Source organism: Anaeroglomus insulsum (assembly GCF_050689095.1).
In the GTDB taxonomy this organism is placed as follows: Bacteria; Planctomycetota; Phycisphaerae; order Sedimentisphaerales; family Anaerohalosphaeraceae; genus Anaeroglomus; species Anaeroglomus insulsum.
This window is the reverse complement of the sequence record NZ_JBOGCL010000004.1, coordinates 175,504-195,193: the sequence shown is the minus strand read 5'-3', so window position 1 is coordinate 195,193 and position 19,690 is coordinate 175,504. Positions and strand designations below refer to the sequence as shown.

Sequence of the window (19,690 nt, the reverse complement as noted above, 5' to 3'; positions counted from 1 at the left end):
CGGTGTTTGAGACGTCGGACTTATTTGTTCTTAAGCGTATCGATCAGGACATCGATTTTGGCATTCAGCTCAGGCACTGCAGGGCCTTCAAGAATGTCCCTGGGAGACCCCTTGCCATCGGTCTTTTTATCAATATCATACAGGGCATATAGCGCCCACTTGTTGTAGCCGCCCTTGATCAGACAACGCGTGCAGACCAGCATTTGCCGAACAAGAAGGGCTTGGGCCTGAGCAGCCCTCAGAGTATGGCCAACGCCCTTGATGGTCTTGTCCTTGAGACCCTGATCATAGAATTTCAGGATAGAGTCCATCTGCTCCAGAGGCGTCTGAACAGGATTTACCGCGCTGCCTTTCAGCTCCACATCAACTGCGGGATGCTCCACGTCATCACTGACAATTGTCAAGGTACTCACCGCATTTCCTTCAACAGTGGGGGTGTACACAATTTCCAGATCAACCCAGGCCCCCACTTCGATGACCATGGGCAGCACAGGCGCTGCGACCAAGGCAAAGTCAGCATTCCCGGCGGCAAACTCGATTGACTGCACAATCAGGTCCGCATCCCCGGTATTGGCCACTCGGAGTACGCCAACAGCAGATTGCCCCAGATCCAGTTGGCCAAAATCCATCGCCGCAGGATCGACAGCTATGACAGGCTTAATACCCGAACCGGTCAGCATGACCTGTGCAGTATCCACATTGTCCCCGCGAATCATCAGGACGGCCAGGGCCGCGCCGGTGGCAGCAGGCGTAAATACGACGTCAACAGGGATGCTGGCACCAGGTTCGATCGTCGCAGGCAGCTGGGGCACAGAAGCACAGGCAAATTCAGCACTGCTGCCCTCGGCGAAGCCAATGGACTGGATAATCAGATTTGCAGTCCCCGTATTCGTAACAGAGACCGTCTGAGATACCGAGTCGTTAATCTTGACAGAACCGAAATGGATTGCTTCGGGTGAAACGGCCAATTCGGGTGCACTCAATATCCACCCCAGCTTAAGGGTCAGCTTAAAAGAGCCTTCTGCAAAACAATCGACCTTATAAGCAAAGGGAGTTCCGTCGGCATAAAAACCCGACAAGACCTGGTTTTGAATAAACAATTCAGGCGTTCGCTCGGGCACAGGCACGCCGGCTACGGCAAAACCATATCCGTAAACCGTCACCGTTGCTTCAGGCAAACCGTTATAATTGCTCGTGATGACCAGAGCGTCATCAATCTTGCCGCCATAGATATTCAGGACCGACCCGGAGGTAGAGAACACATCCCCCACATACAACGCCGTCTTGATATGAGCATTCTTGTACAGATTGACCGTGGCATCTTCAATCCACAAATAGCCATTGACCACACGGTCGATATCAACGACCACCCCGCCATAGTAGTACTCTCCATACGCGGTGATGTCCGCCTGGACGGCCGTACTTGTCAACAGGACAGCCGCAGCCGCGACGATCAGATTCACTTGCCTGGTTTTCATAAATCCCCCGAAATTCAAGTTTCTTCCATACGTGACACGGTTCACGTGACACTTCTTCTCTATATAAAAAATATATACTTAAAACACCCCAAAGGCAAATGACCAAAACAAGATTAATAATTACACTATTATCAGACCGTCTTGTAAAGAATTTGTTAAGACGCCTCCAAAGGCCTTTTTTACGTTCAACAACGCATCAAATGGTTTGAAAAATCCCCGGCGAATTTCAAAAGATTCATTATATTTTTATAAAGGGACAAGCTGATTTGGACCGAAACGTCTGATAAGATGAAACGCAATGCCTTCACATTGATTGAGCTGATGATTGTGGTGTCGATTCTGGGCATCCTGGCTGCCATTGCGCTGCCCATGTTTCAGAACCAGTCGCAACTGGCCAAAGAATCGGCAGCCAAGAACATGCTTCGCAGTCTCCGCAGTCAGACTGAACTGTATAAACTGGACCACAACGGCCTGACACCAGGCTATTACTATAATCCCGTGGGTGCCCTGAGCAATGCCTCCGCCGACAAAGTCATGGAACAGCTTATCTGCACCACAGACGTCAAGGGGGTCTCCTCCACCAACACCACCAAAACCGCAACCTTCTGCTGCGGGCCTTATTTTATGAAAATGCCGGTCAATCCCTTTAATGACAAACGCAACATCAAATTAGTCACCAACTTTGCCGCTGAAGCCGATCGCTCCACCGGCTGGCTGTTCAAACGCGAGACCTGCGAATTCAGACTCAACTGGACCGGTACCGACAGCCAGGGAATCAATTACCTCGACTACTAAGACTCTGTCCGTCCTGAGCTGACAGGGGGAATGTTTTCGAAAGGCGGGCGTTCCTGCTTCCGGTGTCTATCGTGTTGCTGCGTAATGCCCTATTTGACAAGAATTCGCAGGATGGAACCGCTGGAGGGGCTTAAACCAATAATCAGATGAATTGCAGTGATTGACACGGACAGAACAGATTATGCTATCTGTGCAACATAGATATTGCTGATACAGCCATGACTGTCTATTTGTGTGATCAACGTAAAGCCGTTTTTTTGATACAGTCGATTCGCTGTTTGATTGGCCTGGGCCACAAGCACTTTAACCTGTGAAATCCCACGACGGCGGCACTCTTCAAAACCAGAATGGATTAATTGCCCGGCCAGTCCTTTGCCGCGACAGCGATGAGAGACCGCTATGGATAAGAGTTCAGCCTGGGGCAGATTCAGTTTTTGAGTTTTTCCAGGATAAACAATGTTTTGAATGATTTTTTTGATCGTTTCAACCGAAAACAGCCGTGGCAGAAGCCGGCCTATCAGTTTTATACCATGCCCCCACAAGACCGTTTTATATAATCGCCTGAGGTTTGTGGTAAAGGCCACAAAGCCCACGACAGTCTGGTTCTCACATACGACAAATCCAAAACCTTCAGGGCTTTGACTAATCGATCGGTAGAGGTCCGTCAAAAACGCAACCCCCAGTGAACTGAGAAATCCAGTTGGAATCCCTTCCTGATGCAGCCGAGCAACAGACTCTGCATGTTCAGGTTTCATCTGGATCACTTGCAGGTTATTCATCATTGATCCTATTCTTTTCGTCCCGAAATGGGGGCAAAGACAATCTCATTGCCCCTGGAAAGGAGCTATCAAAACTCAACAGCATTTACGAATCAAAACCAATGATGAAAACAACATTGGTGGTGGCGGAACCGCCGAGGTTGAGGGTGGCAACGCGTCTGGCGCTGGGAACCTGGTAGTCCCCTGCTGCGCCTGTGGTCTGCTTGTAGGCATCGAGCAACTGACGGACACCGGTGGCCCCGACGGGATGGCCGCAGCCGATAAGACCGCCGGAAGGGTTGATAGGCAGCCTGCCTTCGAGAGCAATAACCCCCTCCTCCACAGCCTGCCAGGATTTGCCGGGTTCGGTCAGGCCGAAATGGTCAATGGCCATATATTCGGAGGTGGTAAAGCAGTCGTGGGTTTCAATGGCGGATAACTGCCAGCAGGAGTCGAGGCCTGCTCGCTGCATGGCGTCAGTGATGGCTTTGCGGGTCCAGGGCAGGATATACGGGTTGTGTCTGGAATCCTCGATCTTGACAGCAAATTCAATGGGGGCTGTAGTATGGCCCCAGCCGAGCACCCGCGGCAGAGTATCGAGGCTGATACCGCAACGATGGGCATAATCAGCAGCGAATTTTTCAGAGGCCATATAGACAATAGCGGCCCCATCCGTAACCTGGGAACAATCGGTCACTTTGATTCGACCGCTGATGGCGGGGTTGTACTGGCCGGTGCCGCAAGCATGATCGTAACTCATATACCAGTCACGGGTCTGGGCATTGGGATTCCGACGAGCGTTGGCATAGTTGATTTCGGCAATGCGGGCCAGATGTTCGGCTTTGAGACCATAGCGTTTATCATATTCATCGCCGAGTTTGCCGAACAGCTTGGGGAAGGGAAACTCGACGCCTTTGGATTCCCGTTCATACCAGGCCGCAGTGCCGAGAAAATCGCCGCCTTTGGCGGAATCAACGGTCTTCATCTGCTCGACCCCAATAACGGCGATACAGTCATACAGACCGGCCTGAATATGGGCCATGGCTGATAATGCAGCCACCCCACTGGAAGCACAGGCTGCTTCGTAGCGACAGGTCGGCAGGCCTTTGAAGACCGGGTCCAGCTCGACAAAAAACGCTCCGAGATGACCCTGCATGCAGTACAGCTCCGCGGCGAAATTACCAACAAAGGCAGCGCTGATGTCTGCAGGCCTGATTTGAGTACACTCAAGGCTGGCTTCGTAGGTTTCGCGGATCATGGCGGAGATATGCTTTTTTTCACGTGCCCAGTTACGAGCGAAATCGGTTTGAAAACCACCCAGCAGGAAAACGTTCGGATTCATGATCTGCTTCTCCCTTAGCCCGCGATAAAATACTTGCCGGCATTGAAGTAATATTTTTTCCAGGTTGTATCCGTCCGCAGGGCCGGTGGGACGGCCAGGTCAGCAGACTGGACCAGCTCAACGGCCTTTTGCGTACCGCCCATCATATTGACCAGCAGGCTGGGGCAGGCCCAGTGGAAACCCGAAGACATCACCTTGTCGATGCCTTCAATCCCGTATTTTTCATCTGTGACCTGACCAATCAGACTGTAGGCGTAGGCGATATAGGTAGCCAGGATTTCCTGGACGACGCGGGCTTCGGTGCCAGAGGCCTGGAGGATTCCTTCAAAGGCCTGACGATAAAGGCCAATATGTATCTGGTTTTTGGCTTTTTCGACAAATTGGATGCGGGGGCCGTAGCCGGGGATATAATCCTCAGAGGCGGGGTCATAGTAAAGATACTGACCGCTGTCGAGTTTTTTGAAAAATCCGCCGCTGGTACGAGTTTTATTGCCCAGGCGTCCGGCAGCAATCATGGTATCGATATAGGCGGGAATGACCAGCTTGTTATGCATCGCATCCTGGGTATAGGTTTGCAGGCTGAGCAAAATCGCCTTGTGGATATCCAAACCCACCAGGTCAATGGTGGCCAGCGGAGGCAAAAGGCGACCGGTGTAGGGGCCGATCAGATAATCCATCATTTCCACACCGAACTGTTGAACCAGATCGGTAATTCGGGCAAACAGCAGGAAGGCAAGCCGGTTGCCGGCGAAAGCTGCGGTGGGTTTGACGGGAATGACCACCCGGCGGAGCCTTCGGCCCAGAAATTCTATCATAAAATCCACCAGAGCCGGGTCGGTCCGGGACTGGCCGGTCACTTCACAGGCCAGCATCTTTCCGGGGGGGTTGTAAAAGTGGGTTGAAAGGAAGTGGGCCCGGAAACTGTCGGAACGCCCCTGCGGAAGCTCTTCCAGCGGCAGGCTGGAGGTCACTGAACTGACAATGGTATCTTTGCGGCGGATGGCATCAACTTTTTCATACATAGCTTTTTTGACAGCCATATTCTCGGCCACGCATTCGAGAATCCAATCGGCCTCAGAACAGGCTTTTTCGAACAGGGTATTGTAGTCGCCGCAGGTGATACGGGCAGCGATCGCCTCGGAACGGGCCTGCTTGATCGCCCTGGCCAGACCTTTTTGCGAGCCTTCCTGGGTGCGGCTAAGGTAATAGACGTTCAGACCGTTCTGCGCCAGGATGCCGCCGGTTAAGCTGCCCACCGTGCCGCTTGCACCAAGAACGGCAACCGTTTGTATTTGTCTATGCATAAAAAGCCTCTATTGAATTATTCATTGCCACAAGGTTCACAGAAAACCAGAGATACAATCAAACACGATTAACAGAATGTGGTTTGCTCCATGGATTCGCTTCCTGATTTTACTATTCTCCAGAAGTGTCATGGTCAAGAGAATAGATGATCGCCGTCGTCGGCATCACCATTCATCTTATTGGACTTCGAAGCGATGATGGGTCGGAGTAAATTCGTTCCGCAGCAGGCCAATCCGATATAAATCAATGCGCTGGCCGGAGATGTTTTTTTCCTGACGCAGAGTGCCTTCGATCTTGAAACCCAGTTTTTCGACCACACGAAAGATGGCAGGATTATTGGTTCGAATATCGGCGCGGATTTTGACCAGCCCAAGGGTCTCGAAGGCCCATTGGATCAGAACCGAATGAATCTCTGTGCCAAGCTTTTTGCCCCAGTATTCTTTGTTGCCGATGACACAATAACATTCGGCGACAGCATGGTCTTTCTCGATCCCGACCAGGCCGGTGACACCGATGGTAATCCCTTCTGGAGTATCAATCGCAAATTCCACCCGCGTACTGTCCGATTGCAGCCGTTCAAACCAGCGACGGGTTTTATCGATTTCAAATTGCTCAGTGACCACCAGGGTCTGGCGGACCTGGGGGTCGTTGAACCAGGCGACGCGATTTTCGAGATCACGCAATTCAAGAGGACGCAACACAATATTGTCAGAGAGTATGCGGGGCATAATGAATTCGAAATTTAGAATGTGGTGCTACTGTCATTTTTGAAAATAGTAATTTTTAAACATGTCGTCGAGGGTTTGGCGAGCACGAATAATTTTGAAGTGTTCACCATGCGGAGCGACAATGGCCGGAGCGGGATTGATGAACGGCGGGCTCATAACCACGGTATAGGCACCGGCCTGACCGATTTGGATATAATCTCCGGCCTGCGGCAATGGGCCGGACACCTCGGTCAGGAGATAATCCTTTTCCATACAGGTCGACCCCACCACACTAAACACGGCAGAGCGGCGGGCTGACTCACTGGCCGGGATCAGAGTCCAGGGCTGATTACGGCTGTGCTGGGTGGGTTTGGTATGAAAGACACTGGCATCAACGGTAACCAGCGTTCGATTGCGGATCGTTTTTATGCCGATGACTTTGGTCACCAGACTGATCACGTTGGCACTCATCGCCATACCCGGCTCCACCACAAGCGTGGGTTTGGTCGCAGCGGCCCAGTCGCTGGTCTGCAGGGCCTCGCCAACGACAGCAGCATATTGATCAAAGGTCGGCGTCTCTGAAAAACCCATTTCAGGCGGCACATCGCCAAACATCCCGCCGCCAATATTGATATACTGTACCGTCTGCGGGAAATGCCACTCGGCTATCTCACACAGGGTACGAGTGATCGTCTGATAGCAGGCAAGACTGCGGGAAGTTGTCGAGGTGTGCCCATGGAGGCTGACGACCTGACAGTTGGGTATGGCCTGAAGGCACTGCTTAAGATACATCATTTCAGGGCCTGCGGGAGAAAACCCGAAGCGGCTGACAGGCAATTGGTTTTGAATCTGTGAGCAGCCGCTGGCATCATTCAAGCCCATATTGATACGCAGACCTATTGGAATAAGACTGTCAGGATATGTTTTGGCATAATGCCGCAAATGCTCGATTTCAGCAGTTGAATCGAGATTGACAATCGAGTTATTCAGCAGCGCCAGCTCGATATCATCGGCGGATTTGACGGGGCCGTTGAAGATGATTTTGGCCGGGTCCTGGCCGACTTTGAGAGCCAATTCATATTCCAGCCGGCTGACCACCTCGGCCCAGCCGCCTTTGTCGCGGACCAGCCTGCACAGCCAGGGGATATAATTGGTCTTATAGGAATAGGCCAGAATCATCTGCGGCCAGCAGGCAGAGAACGCCGCAACAATTCGGTCGTAATTGGTACTGAAGACCGCATCATCGCACAGATAAAAAGGACTTTGTGCGACAGATTCAATTTGCTGGATTTGAGATAAGGTAATCAGCATTCAGCTCCCAGATTCCAGCAATTAGCAACTGAAATAGTTCCAAGCAACCAGCATCCAGCTCTGAGCATTCTGAAATTAATTATATTTCGATAAATCATTTCACTGCTTTTCTCAATGTTTTTGTAAAAGCAAAAAGCATTTTTCTGATTTCTACTACGTTTGAAAAGAGTTGTTCCGATACGTTTTTCGAAATATATTTTAAATCCGCGCTCAGAACCATCAAATATTCCAGTTCATTAGCTGACCCCAGAGCAATATCTATAAACCTTGCCAACTCTGCATCTGTTGTACGCCCATAACCTTCTGCAATATTTGCCGGTATTGACACAGAAGCACGCCGTAATTGAGAAATAAGACCAAATAATTCATGCTTTGGAAACTTTTCAGTTATTGCATAAATATGTAAAACCAATTCATGTGCCTTTTGCCACGCTACTATTTTTCTATAATCCCTCATTTAATCTCCTTCTGAAATGATACTCATTTACAATCATGAAATATGCCTTTATTCTGCTCAAGGCTGGAGGCTGGAAGCTTATTATTTGAAGTTCCCATAAATTCATCCACGGTGGCATGACCTTCTTTGGCAACATTAGAGCGGGAAATAACCTGCCAGAAAGTCCGGACAAGAATAAGAATATCCAGTTTCACAGACCAGTGATCGACATACCAGACATCCAGGTCGAATTTTTCCTCCCAGGTGATATTGTTGCGGCCGTTAACCTGGGCCCAGCCGGTAATGCCGGGCTTGACCTCGTGACGACGGGCCTGATGGGGGGTGTAACGGTCCAGATACTTGGTCATCAGCGGACGAGGCCCCACCAGCGACATATCACCTTTGAGCACATTGAATAATTCGGGCAATTCATCCAGGCTGGTACTGCGCAGCCATAGCCCAAAGGGTGTCAGACGCTTGTCATCGGGCAGAATATTGCCCTGTTCGTCATGAGTCCTGGTTGTCATGGTGCGAAATTTATACATGGTAAACAGTCGGGCATGGTGGCCGGGACGCTGCTGGCGAAAAATAACGGGACTGCCCAGACGCAGGCGAACCAACACGGCCACAATCAGCATCAGCGGACCAAGCAGAATAATGGCTGCCAGAGACACAAGAAAATCCATAAGGCGTTTCAGGAACTGAGCACTTCGAATTGAACATGTAGAATTATCGTTTGCCACAGAAATAGGGTATCAAAGGGTTCAGTATAAACTGTTTAGTCTTCAATCGAAAACGTTAAGTGGTTGCCAGACGGAATGAACATAAGTTTCAATTTGATCCTGAAAAACACCCTGTACTGGAACCATATAATCCGACATCAGGGATGTCATCGCCACCTGAAACTTCATGGTTGAAATGTTCATCGCTCCTAGCATAACATTTTCGCCTCTGCGAGAATGACAAGGGATAATCCCGCAGGGTATTATTTTTTGACCTGCCAGATTTGGATTTTCCCGCTGGCACGGATATCGGAAGTCGCCAGCAGAGAACCATCCTGTGACAGGGCTATAGCGCCGGTCAGTTTATGACCGGGACGGTACTTGAAAACGACATTGCCGGTCTGAATTTCCCAGACATAGACCCAATTGATAACGACCGCGGCGACATACCGGCCGTCGGCGCTAATGGTGATATTCTGCGAGGAGGTTTCATTGGTGACGGGGTTTCGCTGGCCTTCTTTGAGCACCTTATAGACCGACTGGATCTGGCCGTCGGCGGGATTGATCCGATACACACAGCCGTTGCGGTTGGTCAGATAGGCCATAGTCCCATCCGGCGTAAAGGCAACAGAGGTAAATTCCTGGGTATCCGGATATTGTTTTTCGAAAATTACTTTGCCTTGCGTCAGATCTATCAAAGCAAGAAACCCCTGCTTTGAGCTATGGCCGACAGCAAGAAGTCTCTGGTCATTGGACAAGGCATAATCCACAAATCGCTTTTCCATCGTCGGGACATCTAATGAAACCGGCAAACCGGGAGTTTTCTGAGCCGGGTCCAGTGTCATAAATTCATAGAGCGTGCGGCCGTCTTTGTCGGGATTGACACGAGCAAGCGCAAGCTGCTGGCCATTGGGGGATTGGCTGGGCCAGAGGGACTGGTCTTCCCAGCCAACGGGAAATTCAGAGGTTTTTGTGTTCTGTTTCACATCGATGGTAAAAAAATGTTTGCGGCCGGTTTTGGTCACACCCGCGGCTGTAGATTCATCGAGCAATACAAGGCGATCGGTGCCGGCAGAGCACTGCCAGAGAGGCTCAGCGGGATTGGCCCATGCCCAGGCGGCCATAGTACCATCAGCAAAGATCACAACCAGATTGGGGCCATGGGACAAAAGATTGCTGGAGCCGGCATTGTCTTTAACAACCAGACTGGCTTTGGCCGGAGAAAGACGATTGCTGATAATGGGTATCACAGACACCACCACCAGAAGCACTGCGAATAGCCAGAAAGGAAATGTGGATTTATGTCGGGACATTGTTGATCCTGTAAACTCAGTTTTTCATGTAGCCAGGGTTTGATCCATGGCCTGTTGGTAGAAGCTCAAGTGCAACTCTGTCAGTCTCTGGGACGAAAAATATCTGACCACTCTGTCTCTGGCCTGTCGGCCCATGGACTGAGCAAGCGACTTGTCATATAACAGCGTTTGAATCGCCTTGGTTAAATCGGATGGAGACTCAGGAGGAATCAGTATCCCCGTCTGATGATCTATCACAGCATCGATACATCCGGTCACCCGAGTGGCAATCACGGGGATTTCCATCGCACCCGCCTCAATAAGGGTGTAAGGAAATCCTTCTCTTCGTGTCGGCAAAACCAAAATATTCATAAGTAAATAATAGATTTCGATTTGGTCTGTAAAGCCTACTCGGACAATCCCAGGGTGACTTTGTATCACGGACAAGATGTTTTCAGAGAGACTGCCCCGATGCGGTTCAAGTTCACCCACGATTAACAGGCGGACATCGGGATCGTGCTGATATAGCTCCAAAAATGATTCGACCAGAACATGAACGCCCTTATCCGGCACCAACCGCCCCACAAAGCCTACCACTTTATGCTGGGACTGAATGCCCAGTTTTTCTTTTATCATGCGAGCCTGTTCCTGCTTGGCAGGATCAGGAGTAAATCGCCCGATATCGATGCCGCAGGCGGTTCCATCCCCCAAAATATGCATTTTATCCGGCCGGCCGATATGGTTGCATTTTAGCTTTTCATACACACTCCGACTGACCACCAGAACCTGATGTGCTAATCCGAAAGACAGTTTTTCGGACGCTATCAGCAGTTGTTTTTTCCAGCCTGACTCTGTTTCAAACGCCAAGCCATGGCATGTATAAAGTCGTACTTTTATCCCAGCCAACGCAGCGGCAATCATAGCCAATAAACCAGCCTTGGGGGTATGAGCATGTACAATATCATAACGGCGAGCCCGAAACAGCCTTCGCAAAGCCCATACTGTCTTGATATCCTGCCAGGGTGTAATTTGCCGCGGAATAGAAATTGCATGGGTTTTCACACTGTATCGGGCTTGAAATTCATCCAGTTTTTGACCTGCTGAGCTGCATATTTCAACTTCCCAGCCCTTTTTCATCAGGTCCTCAATCAAACACCGATAAAAGCTCCATAAGGTAACCGGAATGGAGGAGACAAAACAGATTTTAGTTTTTTTTACTTGCATTTCCATAGGTTGGGTCACGGCAGGACACTTCTGTAGACCTGTAATACCATCCTCCACCAGCTCCGGAGCACCGGAAACCGCAGTGGCTGTAACCAGTGCCGGTTTTCCGGCAGCCAGTAAGTCAGCACCTGAACAAACCAAAGAGGCAAAATATACCGCAATTGAATGTTGATTTGCTCAACCATTTTCGACTCGGGCATCAGCATTCATTTTGATGGGAATGTCCAATGATTTGATTATCTGAATTTCTTGGCGATATGCTGCACGCTTTGCCTCACTAAGCGGCTTGAAACGGTTTGCCATTAATTTGGCTCTCAATCCCGTCAGAAAACATAATAGCGTAATGCCGAATTTGATATATTGAGCCGCGGCATATCGAAAACCTTTCAGCATCTGGTTATGATTATAATAATACTCAAACAAAAAATTGGCAGCCACCCGTCGAGAAGCATACTGTTTTTTGAGATTGAATGACCCATCCAGACGATAGTAATACAGCGGTTCCGGCACATTTCCGAATCGACTATAATGATGCGACCTGAAAAACATATTAAAGTCAATAGCAATGGGAATATCTTCCCGGTACGGCGTTTTCAGAAAATACTCTTTTTTAGCCATCATGGCCCCATGAATCAAATGAATGGTTCGCCAGGGGGTAGCACAGATGACTTCATGCTCGGTCGGACACACCATATCGCCAACCGGATTATCATTTTTATCCAGATAAATCACCCCCGTACTGACCGCATCGAGAGCCGGGTTGCTTTCCAGCAGGCGGACCTCTTTTTCCAGCCGTGTCGGGCTGCAGATATCATCGGAGTCCATCCGGGCAATGTATTTGCCGCGAGCCTCCCGCGTTCCGCGATTCAGACTAAACGCCCTGCCGCGGTTGCGGTCGTTACTGAAAATCCGAATGCGGGGATCATCCACCGACTGAGCAAGGGTTAACGTATCATCCGTGGAACCGTCATTAATCAAGACTAATTCCCAGTCGGTCCATGTCTGTGCCAGGATCGAACGAATCATATCCAGAATAAGCGGACCGGTATTATAAAACGCACTGACGACACTGACCAAAGGCACATGATCCATAAAAAAACACCTCTATTGATTTTGCATTACCTATAGCTATCCCCAAAACGAATCTCTCAACAGACACCCGGAAACACCCTTATTCCTCTGGTTTTACGACATCAATTTTCTCAACGATTCCAGACAACGCTCTGTATGCGCTTGCGGCGTAAACCGTTCTGTTACGGTTTTAAAGCCCTGATCAACGATTTGGCGGGCCAGACTCGGATCATTCTGAATCCGCATGATCTGTTCTGCCAGACACTCATCATCCTGCACGGGGAACAGCAGTCCGTTGATGCCATTTTGAATCGAATCCAAGATTCCTCCTACAGGTGTGGCCAGAGCCGGACGCTTCAGGAGCATAGATTCCAAAATCACATGGCCAAACCCCTCCTCGTGCGTCGGCAAAACGACCATATCGGCATTCACGATAATAGCCGGCACATCATGCCGCCAGCCCAGGAAAAACACATTCTCATTCAGCTTCAGTTGATCGACCAGAGCCTTCAAATACAATTCATAAGAATGATCCAAACCTACCACGTCCCCTGCCAGCCAAAGAACAGGATCCATTCCGGCCTGTTTTAATCGGGCAACAGCCTTAATGGCCGTATCGTGTCCTTTTTTAGGTATTAGCGTGGCAGGCACCAGAATCGCCGGATGCTTTCCCTGGCATGGCAAAGGGGCATCTAAAGGCAGACGACTGCGACGAAGAGTCTCCTCAAAATCAATGGTATCAAATACAATATGAATTTTATCTGGATTAAAACCCGAGGCTTTAAGCTGATTGCTGGTTTCCGTGGAGATGGCCATCACAAGACTGAGTCGTTTTTTCATCTTGTGTCCGATAAAATCGTTAAAATAAGACGCCGGATGGCAGCCGATAATTTCCATAATCAGCGGGATATGCCTCAGACTTCTGCCCACACTCAAAAACTTGAATCCTGTTTTTGAATTGGTCCAGAGGACATCCGGCCGTATCTGCCTGAGGGTCTTCACCAGACGATCATGAAGCCGAAGATAGTGGGGCACAGTTCGAAATAACTGCCAATATCGTTTTAGACGGTTTTGTGAATTGCCCAGAAATACAAAACGTGATTCCGGCATTAACACCTGAACTTTAACTCCACCATCTTGAAGTTTCCGTATGTACGGCTCACACTGACCATACGGATCAATCACCTCAATGTCATGATGTTTGGATAATCTCAGCATCGTATCGGCGGCCAATTGGGGTCCGCCGCCATAATGAATGACAAAATCAAAGAATACTATTTTCATGCTTGTCCTCTGTGAATTAGCGGCTATTGCCCTCAGCAGATGCTTCCGCATAGCGCGAATGGATGACCCTGCCGGGAGTGCCGGCGATATACGCATTGGCGGGGTACTGACCTTTATGGACCACGGCTCCTATGCCGACAAAGCTATCGGTACCGATGGTAACACAAGGCAAAATCACGGCATGACTGGCAACGCCCGTATTGTTTTCCAACACAACCGGACCAGCCAAATAGCACTCGTGTTCAGGCCCGCAGCCATGCGTAAAATAGATGGACCGATCCGAAGGATTTTTGAAACTGCGATAATGATTGGAAAAAGAAAGAATCGTCGTATCTCGTGCACAGCAGGAATAGTCCCCGATATAAACCCCGCCCTGGCCCAGAATATAGCAGTTGGCAGACAAATAGACATAACGTCCCAAAACCACCTCACCCGCCCCGCCACGATAGTCCGGATTGTCCAGGGACAAACATTCCGCTTTCAACCCCGTCGTGGGACCCGCCTGAATGATCGTATGGTGGGCAATCGTGCAATAATCACCAATCGAGATATAACGGGTACCGCTCAGCCGGACACCCGGCTTAATGATGACACCTCGGCCGAGATGCTTTAATCTGCATCGATAATAGCCGCGTCGAATTACAACCCCAAGCTGCCCGGGCCAATCTCGTATGATCGCCTCAATCATTTCCTGAAATTCATACAACACAGATTTGATGATGGTCTTCATTAATGGAAACATCTCTTAGCGGACCTCATTCATCTCCAGATCAACCTTCGCAGGGTCTTTTTTATCAGCACTCAGCGGGCTCAATAGAATCCTCGTAAAGAGAATACTCTTCCTGGCGGGCTATGTGGTACGACCGCTCTACAATAATAACGAGATAAAACAGCAGATAACGGGGATAATTTGAACTGATTGCATCTGAAGTCGCCCCGTACACCATAAATGCATACAGCACCCACAGGCACGTGGTTGCAGCTTGACTTAACAATAGATTATTCGAATGCCTGACATACCGAGCACGTTTGATAAAACCCGCCAGAGAGGCCACAGCCCAAATTATTCCTCCGAACCCATACACCGTTAGCAGTGCAACATACATACTATGGCTTTCCGTTTCATTACGAATAGTACCTCCTACACTGCTTTGCCCTAACACCAGTGTTTTCAAATCCGCAGTTGCAAAATAGCGTTTCCATAGCTCAATACGTCCTTCCACATTGACGCTGACTTCCTTGCTCGCCGGATTATAGATATCCGAAAGGCGTTTCATAAACGCCGACCGCGTCTCGGCAAATAAAACAAACACCAGAAGGCATGCCGTCAGTACCAACCAGGGAAATTTTTTGTTTTGACCTATAAAGGCCATGGGAATCATCGTCAATCCCAACATCAGAAATCCGGAACGGGACTTGGTCAGCAAAAGAGCCACAAGCAGAACAAAGCATAGTCCATAATGGAATAACTTGGAGAATATCGTTTTTTGTAACCGGATAGCACCTACCAACAAGACCAGCGATGCCGTCAAAATACACGCCGCACCATTGGCATTCATAAACGCCCCATAAGCACGCCGACTTTCGATATCAGCCTCCTGGATGTCGCTCCCAGCCTGTCCTACCAGCGTAGATACATCCGGCAATTGCCAGGGCCATGCCAGCGATGGAGCATAATATTGAAAGATGATAATCGCCGCACCTATCACTGCTGACAAAGAAAACATCGAAAACTGAATTCGTAAATCCTGCTCAGTCTCTACACAATGCAGAATGGCATAAAACAGACACCAGAAAATTCCTGTCTTCAGAATTTCTTTGAGAAACGTTGGCCAGTATATAGAGGAATAGTTCATCGCCCCGGACACTGCGGCAACGGTAACTACCATCATAAATCCCGAAATAACCCAAAATGCATATCCAATTCGAATCGGCACCCCCCCCATAATGTTGCGGCGAAGAAAAACAACCAGAAACAGGGCGATGCAGAACAAATCATCATAGCCAATATTCAGCGGCAGAAAACCATTAAAAAACCACCATCCATGCGGGTAGGTAAACAAGATCGGCCAGATTAGAAATGTTCCTAATTTGGGATTTGCAAAGATAATCGCCAATACAATAAAAATCAATATCGCAAATAGTATTGCCATTGTCTCTCCGTCTGGAAAAATCCATTCATATTTAATCACCACTGGAAGGAATGCAACCCTCCAAACAGTGAGTCAGCCTTCTTCAAAACGACATCAGCTCCTGCTGGGATAGAGAGCAGAGTAAAACAAAACTTTTCGCCAATCTTTTCACTTATCTTTCAGTCTTGGCCGTCTGTTCCATCTTTTCTATTTTTTCTTCTAACCGTCGAATTCTGTCATACAATTCCCGCCGCGACATAAACACACGATCTTTTGTATGGATGATACTCCCATCGTCGGCTCTTTGAGCAATTACTTCTGCTCTAAATGTCCCTGCCACAGAATTTTCGGGAATATCCGTTGTTACCACCGCATTGGCCCCAATAATTGTATTCGAACCAATCGAAATGGGACCAAGAATTGTCGCTCCGGGACCAACTGAAACGTCATCTCCTATTATTGGCTGCGTACGCCCATTTCGAGCTTTACCATAATTACCGCCAATTGTCACATTCTGTCGAATAGTAAAATTTTTGCCAATGGGGCCGACAGCTCCATCAACAATAATACCACAAACATGAGCAATCACAAATCCAGGTCCTATATCAATCGCGGTTGAAATCCAGCAATGGCATAAATGACGCATAAATCGTTCAACAACAGCAGCACAAAATCCCATTTTTCGGCAGCGAAACCAACGGCCAATCCGATAAAGAACAACGGCTCGATATCCTGCGTTCCGCATCGCCTCAAAAATAATACGCCCAGGCCCAACCTGTTCAGGTTTCAGAAGTCGATAATAATTAATTCTGACCAAATCCTGCTTTAAATTATTCAACATAACAAACCTTGTGCTTGATCGCCATTGCAATACAGACTAAACACAAAGAAAGACCAAATAAATAACTCAGAATAAATGCATACGCCCCTCCCATGATTCCGCAGCGTGGAATCAGCAGCATTGAGCATCCCCCGCTGATGATCGCAGTGCCGATATATATCGGCACTTGGACTGCAAACCGTCGTGTCGCATTCAAGCCCCAGTTGGATACACTGAAAACCGATAAAAGACAACTGGACACAGCCAGCATCACCAGGACATTTTTATGCTGGGCATAGTTGGCTGTAAACAGAAGAGTCAGCAGGGGTTTGCCGAAAAAAAAGACAACCGCCACAAACACAATCCCCAGTCCGAGATTAAGCCCCATCAGGCGAATCAGCAGCCAGACAAAGGCCTTTGTGTTTTCTGCAAAATACCGGGACAGGCGGGGCAGGGCCGCATTGCCGAGGGCCGCATTGACCATGGTATAAGCAACCAGCAGCATGGACATCGCTGTAAAATAGCCTACCGCTTCGCGGCCAATTTGGCGATCCATCACGATTCGCGGGATATTCTGAAATACAGTTCCTATTCCTGCAACTACGGCCAGCGGGGCCGCTTGTACGGACAACTTCCATAGGACATCCCAGTGCCAAATGGGCCTATATAACGCCTCCTCTTGTTGGTGGTGGGCGATTAAGATATTTGCCGAAATGGGGATATCGTAGAAACACAGAACCAGCAGCCGCGAAACGATGGTTCCCACGATGGCCAGCAGCAAATTCCGGCTCATCCAAAATAGAACCCCAAACAGCAGCAGGGTCAGGAGCCCCTCGATGATCTGAGACAGGGTGGCCAGACTCAGGCGTTCATACTTTTGCATATTGGATAGAAAATAAGATCGAATTTCAGCAACCGACTGACTAACGCCCATCATGGCAATTACAGCAGCGGTTTGCGGAGGGTAAAACAGAAAACCAATGACGGCAATCACCATCGCCGACAGCACAGACGCCGCTAACCGCACGGCAATATAATGGCCCGTATGATATTCTTGGCGAACGTCGGTAATATTGACGGTACAGAGCCGGAGACTGAAAAAGGTGGCAATCGGTAAAGTGACTGCCTGGGCAATGCCCCAGAGGCCGACTGTTTCAACCGACGAGGTTTTGGTTAATATCGTTAGTAATAAATAACCGCACAGAGCATACACGGCATTGCCAATAAATGCCCATGCAAAGTTAATCTTGAGGGACGGGGTTTTCATGCTGACGCGCCGGAGCGCGGAATCACCTTGCATTTAGCTGAATATTGGCATTTTTGATTTCCCGCAGGTAGTCTGCCTGGGTTCCGCCAGGCAGTGTCTCAGATGGGGGAATCCGACTATCCAGCAGCTGTGGCATCCGGAACAACCAGTATCCCTGGGCATTTTGACCGGATTTAACCAGATGATTTTTGATTTCACTGCTGGTGTAGGCACGAAGTAAATACCCGGCAACATAGATACCGTTAATGTCATATTCCTTAAAATAAGCCGTCAGATCAGCGGGAATACGGGCGGCTCCCCAGGGTACAGAATAGTAGCCATAGGTGTCTGTGGTAAATGAAATCGCAGGGTAAGAATTCCGTCCAAATCCTCGCATCACAGCCGCAAGCACCCAATTTTCTGCTGACAGCCTCGGGTACACTCCAAACAGCAGTTTGGGATTTATCGCATGGGCCTGATTTCTCAAATCTTCGGCTCTTGCCTCGATATCCCGTGCCAGATAGGTATGATAATCGGACAGCAGATTATGCTGTTCCAGCCAGAATTTACGCCGATCTCTTCGCACCATCGGCAGATTTTTCCACTCCGGCCGGGTCTGAATAAAGCGGGAAAAACAGACATCACAAAAACAGGTATCAAGCGAATAATTTCTTTTGTCATTCGGTTCGGTTTCCGTCCGGTACATCTCCATATCCAGAAAGAAACCGTCAAACGCGGTCTGTAGATCACTGCGTTCGACAGATACCCTGGCCAGCTTTTCGACCATATTGTCGGTCAGATACTGCCAGAGTTGATCATCAAGCGGACAGGGGAAAAGACCTTCCGTTCCATCGCTAAAGACGACCGGACGACAGGGGTTTTTAACCGGAGGCTGCCACCCATAAAATGCAAATATATGAAGTCCTGCCTTATTACACTGGCGAAACCATTCCCGATAATAAGTCAGATGATTTGGTGTTTCCGCAAACATACAACCATAGACAATAGCTGTATTCAATCCGATATTTTTGGTCTCTTGAACAATACGAGGAATCACATCCAGATTTCCCGAGGTCGAAGACATAAATCCAGCCCGGATACCTTCATTTTTAATCCAGTCAGGCAATGAATAATCCTGTACAGCCCCACCTCCACCGGGCGTGCCGGGATTGTCCGCGGGGGTCTGGGGCTGCGTGCCGGTGGTGTTATCTTTGGGCTGGGTTGTATCGCCTTCAGAAGCACCTCCGGAGGGGGAACCTCCGGAAGACGTTCCGCTGGATGAGGACGAGCTTGCCGAACTGGAGGAACTGGATGTATTTCCACTGGAAGACAGAGTTGACGACAATGTCGAAACATCATATGAAAACGGAGTAAAAGAATCGCCTATTGTGCTCTGCGAAGCAGTATAATCGGACGAACTGCCGGAATCCGATGAGCTGATTTCAATAACAGGAAACTCATTGGCCGTATCGAGCGACATATACTCACTGGCATACGAAACGGCTTCGTTTAGTTGTTCAAAATCGTCATCATAATGAGTATCCGTCTTCGCCAGAACGGCCGGCTGAGCCGGACTGATAGGCGGGGTTGTAGCAGAAGGCATTGCAGCAGGCTGAACTGTTGTACCCGCCTCAACATTTTTGGGTGAATCCGGCCAAAAAACCACCGCTCCAAGAAACACGGTAGTAACAACGAATACGGATAAAGCCGCAACATTGAAGGTTTTATGATTCATCGTTTTAAACCTTTGTATTTATTCCTTAATCG

General features: G+C 49.1%; 18 protein-coding genes. 1 reads left to right on the top strand and 17 read right to left on the bottom strand.

Annotated elements, in window-relative coordinates; translation table 11 throughout:
• Nucleotides 1–20 precede the first annotated feature (20 nt).
• Nucleotides 21–1,478 (bottom strand): choice-of-anchor D domain-containing protein, encoded by a 1,458-nt coding sequence (locus ACQ9LF_RS05600; protein WP_462488394.1) that lies wholly within the window; start codon nucleotides 1,476–1,478, stop codon nucleotides 21–23.
• 288 nt (nucleotides 1,479–1,766) lie between these two features.
• Between ACQ9LF_RS05600 and ACQ9LF_RS05595 the strand changes: the two genes are divergently transcribed.
• Nucleotides 1,767–2,273 carry a type IV pilin protein gene (locus tag ACQ9LF_RS05595; RefSeq protein ID WP_462488393.1) on the top strand — a complete coding sequence of 169 codons (507 nt, stop codon included), beginning with the start codon at nucleotides 1,767–1,769 and terminating at the stop codon, nucleotides 2,271–2,273.
• A gap of 179 nt (nucleotides 2,274–2,452) precedes the next feature.
• Here the strand turns inward: ACQ9LF_RS05595 and ACQ9LF_RS05590 are convergent, their stop codons facing one another.
• From ACQ9LF_RS05590 to ACQ9LF_RS05515, 16 genes are all read right to left on the bottom strand, one after another.
• The gene (locus ACQ9LF_RS05590) at nucleotides 2,453–3,055 is read right to left on the bottom strand and encodes an N-acetyltransferase family protein (protein WP_462488392.1); all 603 of its coding nucleotides are present in this window, start codon (nucleotides 3,053–3,055) and stop codon (nucleotides 2,453–2,455) included.
• 82 nt (nucleotides 3,056–3,137) lie between these two features.
• Nucleotides 3,138–4,373 carry an acetyl-CoA acetyltransferase gene (locus tag ACQ9LF_RS05585; RefSeq protein WP_462488391.1) on the bottom strand — a complete coding sequence of 412 codons (1,236 nt, stop codon included), beginning with the start codon at nucleotides 4,371–4,373 and terminating at the stop codon, nucleotides 3,138–3,140.
• Between the two features lie 14 nt (nucleotides 4,374–4,387).
• Nucleotides 4,388–5,677, bottom strand: coding sequence for a 3-hydroxyacyl-CoA dehydrogenase family protein (locus ACQ9LF_RS05580; RefSeq protein WP_462488390.1), 1,290 nt, complete (start codon nucleotides 5,675–5,677; stop codon nucleotides 4,388–4,390).
• A 177-nt stretch (nucleotides 5,678–5,854) separates the two neighbouring features.
• Nucleotides 5,855–6,406 carry a GNAT family N-acetyltransferase gene (locus ACQ9LF_RS05575; RefSeq protein ID WP_462488389.1) on the bottom strand — a complete coding sequence of 184 codons (552 nt, stop codon included), beginning with the start codon at nucleotides 6,404–6,406 and terminating at the stop codon, nucleotides 5,855–5,857.
• Nucleotides 6,407–6,439: 33 nt separating this feature from the next.
• Nucleotides 6,440–7,696: a type III PLP-dependent enzyme domain-containing protein gene (locus tag ACQ9LF_RS05570; RefSeq protein ID WP_462488388.1), complete on the bottom strand. Its 1,257-nt coding sequence runs from the start codon at nucleotides 7,694–7,696 to the stop codon at nucleotides 6,440–6,442.
• 94 nt (nucleotides 7,697–7,790) lie between these two features.
• The gene (locus ACQ9LF_RS05565) at nucleotides 7,791–8,153 is read right to left on the bottom strand and encodes a four helix bundle protein (protein WP_462488387.1); all 363 of its coding nucleotides are present in this window, start codon (nucleotides 8,151–8,153) and stop codon (nucleotides 7,791–7,793) included.
• Nucleotides 8,154–8,176: 23 nt separating this feature from the next.
• A complete protein-coding gene (locus ACQ9LF_RS05560) occupies nucleotides 8,177–8,818 on the bottom strand; it encodes a sugar transferase (protein WP_462488386.1) in 642 nt (213 codons plus the stop codon).
• Between the two features lie 299 nt (nucleotides 8,819–9,117).
• Nucleotides 9,118–10,167 carry a WD40 repeat domain-containing protein gene (locus tag ACQ9LF_RS05555; RefSeq protein ID WP_462488385.1) on the bottom strand — a complete coding sequence of 350 codons (1,050 nt, stop codon included), beginning with the start codon at nucleotides 10,165–10,167 and terminating at the stop codon, nucleotides 9,118–9,120.
• 24 nt (nucleotides 10,168–10,191) lie between these two features.
• Nucleotides 10,192–11,370 carry a glycosyltransferase family 4 protein gene (locus tag ACQ9LF_RS05550; RefSeq protein WP_462488384.1) on the bottom strand — a complete coding sequence of 393 codons (1,179 nt, stop codon included), beginning with the start codon at nucleotides 11,368–11,370 and terminating at the stop codon, nucleotides 10,192–10,194.
• Between the two features lie 177 nt (nucleotides 11,371–11,547).
• Nucleotides 11,548–12,462, bottom strand: coding sequence for a glycosyltransferase family 2 protein (locus tag ACQ9LF_RS05545; RefSeq protein WP_462488383.1), 915 nt, complete (start codon nucleotides 12,460–12,462; stop codon nucleotides 11,548–11,550).
• Nucleotides 12,463–12,555: 93 nt separating this feature from the next.
• Nucleotides 12,556–13,725, bottom strand: coding sequence for a glycosyltransferase family 4 protein (locus ACQ9LF_RS05540; RefSeq protein WP_462488382.1), 1,170 nt, complete (start codon nucleotides 13,723–13,725; stop codon nucleotides 12,556–12,558).
• Nucleotides 13,726–13,741: 16 nt separating this feature from the next.
• Complete coding sequence (locus ACQ9LF_RS05535) at nucleotides 13,742–14,467, bottom strand: acyltransferase (protein ID WP_462488381.1); 726 nt, start codon at nucleotides 14,465–14,467, stop codon at nucleotides 13,742–13,744.
• Nucleotides 14,468–14,519: 52 nt separating this feature from the next.
• Nucleotides 14,520–15,878, bottom strand: a complete 1,359-nt coding sequence (locus tag ACQ9LF_RS05530) for an O-antigen ligase family protein (RefSeq protein WP_462488380.1) — start codon at nucleotides 15,876–15,878, stop codon at nucleotides 14,520–14,522.
• Between the two features lie 151 nt (nucleotides 15,879–16,029).
• A complete protein-coding gene (locus ACQ9LF_RS05525; RefSeq protein WP_462488379.1) occupies nucleotides 16,030–16,698 on the bottom strand; it encodes a serine O-acetyltransferase in 669 nt (222 codons plus the stop codon).
• On the bottom strand, nucleotides 16,688–17,944 hold the full coding sequence (locus ACQ9LF_RS05520; RefSeq protein ID WP_462488378.1) for a lipopolysaccharide biosynthesis protein: 1,257 nt from the start codon (nucleotides 17,942–17,944) through the stop codon (nucleotides 16,688–16,690). Before ACQ9LF_RS05520 ends, ACQ9LF_RS05525 begins: the two co-directional genes overlap by 11 nt.
• A gap of 22 nt (nucleotides 17,945–17,966) precedes the next feature.
• The gene (locus ACQ9LF_RS05515; protein ID WP_462488377.1) at nucleotides 17,967–19,658 is read right to left on the bottom strand and encodes a hypothetical protein; all 1,692 of its coding nucleotides are present in this window, start codon (nucleotides 19,656–19,658) and stop codon (nucleotides 17,967–17,969) included.
• Between the last annotated feature and the right edge of the window lie 32 nt (nucleotides 19,659–19,690).

What these genes read in the sequence shown, in the direction of transcription:
- ACQ9LF_RS05600 (WP_462488394.1), bottom strand. Translation starts at nt 1,478, where the DNA reads ATGAAAACCAGGCAAGTGAATCTGATCGTCGCGGCTGCGGCTGTCCTG.
- ACQ9LF_RS05595 (WP_462488393.1), top strand. Translation starts at nt 1,767, where the DNA reads ATGAAACGCAATGCCTTCACATTGATTGAGCTGATGATTGTGGTGTCG.
- ACQ9LF_RS05590 (WP_462488392.1), bottom strand. Translation starts at nt 3,055, where the DNA reads ATGATGAATAACCTGCAAGTGATCCAGATGAAACCTGAACATGCAGAG.
- ACQ9LF_RS05585 (WP_462488391.1), bottom strand. Translation starts at nt 4,373, where the DNA reads ATGAATCCGAACGTTTTCCTGCTGGGTGGTTTTCAAACCGATTTCGCT.
- ACQ9LF_RS05580 (WP_462488390.1), bottom strand. Translation starts at nt 5,677, where the DNA reads ATGCATAGACAAATACAAACGGTTGCCGTTCTTGGTGCAAGCGGCACG.
- ACQ9LF_RS05575 (WP_462488389.1), bottom strand. Translation starts at nt 6,406, where the DNA reads ATGCCCCGCATACTCTCTGACAATATTGTGTTGCGTCCTCTTGAATTG.
- ACQ9LF_RS05570 (WP_462488388.1), bottom strand. Translation starts at nt 7,696, where the DNA reads ATGCTGATTACCTTATCTCAAATCCAGCAAATTGAATCTGTCGCACAA.
- ACQ9LF_RS05565 (WP_462488387.1), bottom strand. Translation starts at nt 8,153, where the DNA reads ATGAGGGATTATAGAAAAATAGTAGCGTGGCAAAAGGCACATGAATTG.
- ACQ9LF_RS05560 (WP_462488386.1), bottom strand. Translation starts at nt 8,818, where the DNA reads ATGGATTTTCTTGTGTCTCTGGCAGCCATTATTCTGCTTGGTCCGCTG.
- ACQ9LF_RS05555 (WP_462488385.1), bottom strand. Translation starts at nt 10,167, where the DNA reads ATGTCCCGACATAAATCCACATTTCCTTTCTGGCTATTCGCAGTGCTT.
- ACQ9LF_RS05550 (WP_462488384.1), bottom strand. Translation starts at nt 11,370, where the DNA reads ATGCAAGTAAAAAAAACTAAAATCTGTTTTGTCTCCTCCATTCCGGTT.
- ACQ9LF_RS05545 (WP_462488383.1), bottom strand. Translation starts at nt 12,462, where the DNA reads ATGGATCATGTGCCTTTGGTCAGTGTCGTCAGTGCGTTTTATAATACC.
- ACQ9LF_RS05540 (WP_462488382.1), bottom strand. Translation starts at nt 13,725, where the DNA reads ATGAAAATAGTATTCTTTGATTTTGTCATTCATTATGGCGGCGGACCC.
- ACQ9LF_RS05535 (WP_462488381.1), bottom strand. Translation starts at nt 14,467, where the DNA reads ATGTTTCCATTAATGAAGACCATCATCAAATCTGTGTTGTATGAATTT.
- ACQ9LF_RS05530 (WP_462488380.1), bottom strand. Translation starts at nt 15,878, where the DNA reads ATGGCAATACTATTTGCGATATTGATTTTTATTGTATTGGCGATTATC.
- ACQ9LF_RS05525 (WP_462488379.1), bottom strand. Translation starts at nt 16,698, where the DNA reads ATGTTGAATAATTTAAAGCAGGATTTGGTCAGAATTAATTATTATCGA.
- ACQ9LF_RS05520 (WP_462488378.1), bottom strand. Translation starts at nt 17,944, where the DNA reads ATGAAAACCCCGTCCCTCAAGATTAACTTTGCATGGGCATTTATTGGC.
- ACQ9LF_RS05515 (WP_462488377.1), bottom strand. Translation starts at nt 19,658, where the DNA reads ATGAATCATAAAACCTTCAATGTTGCGGCTTTATCCGTATTCGTTGTT.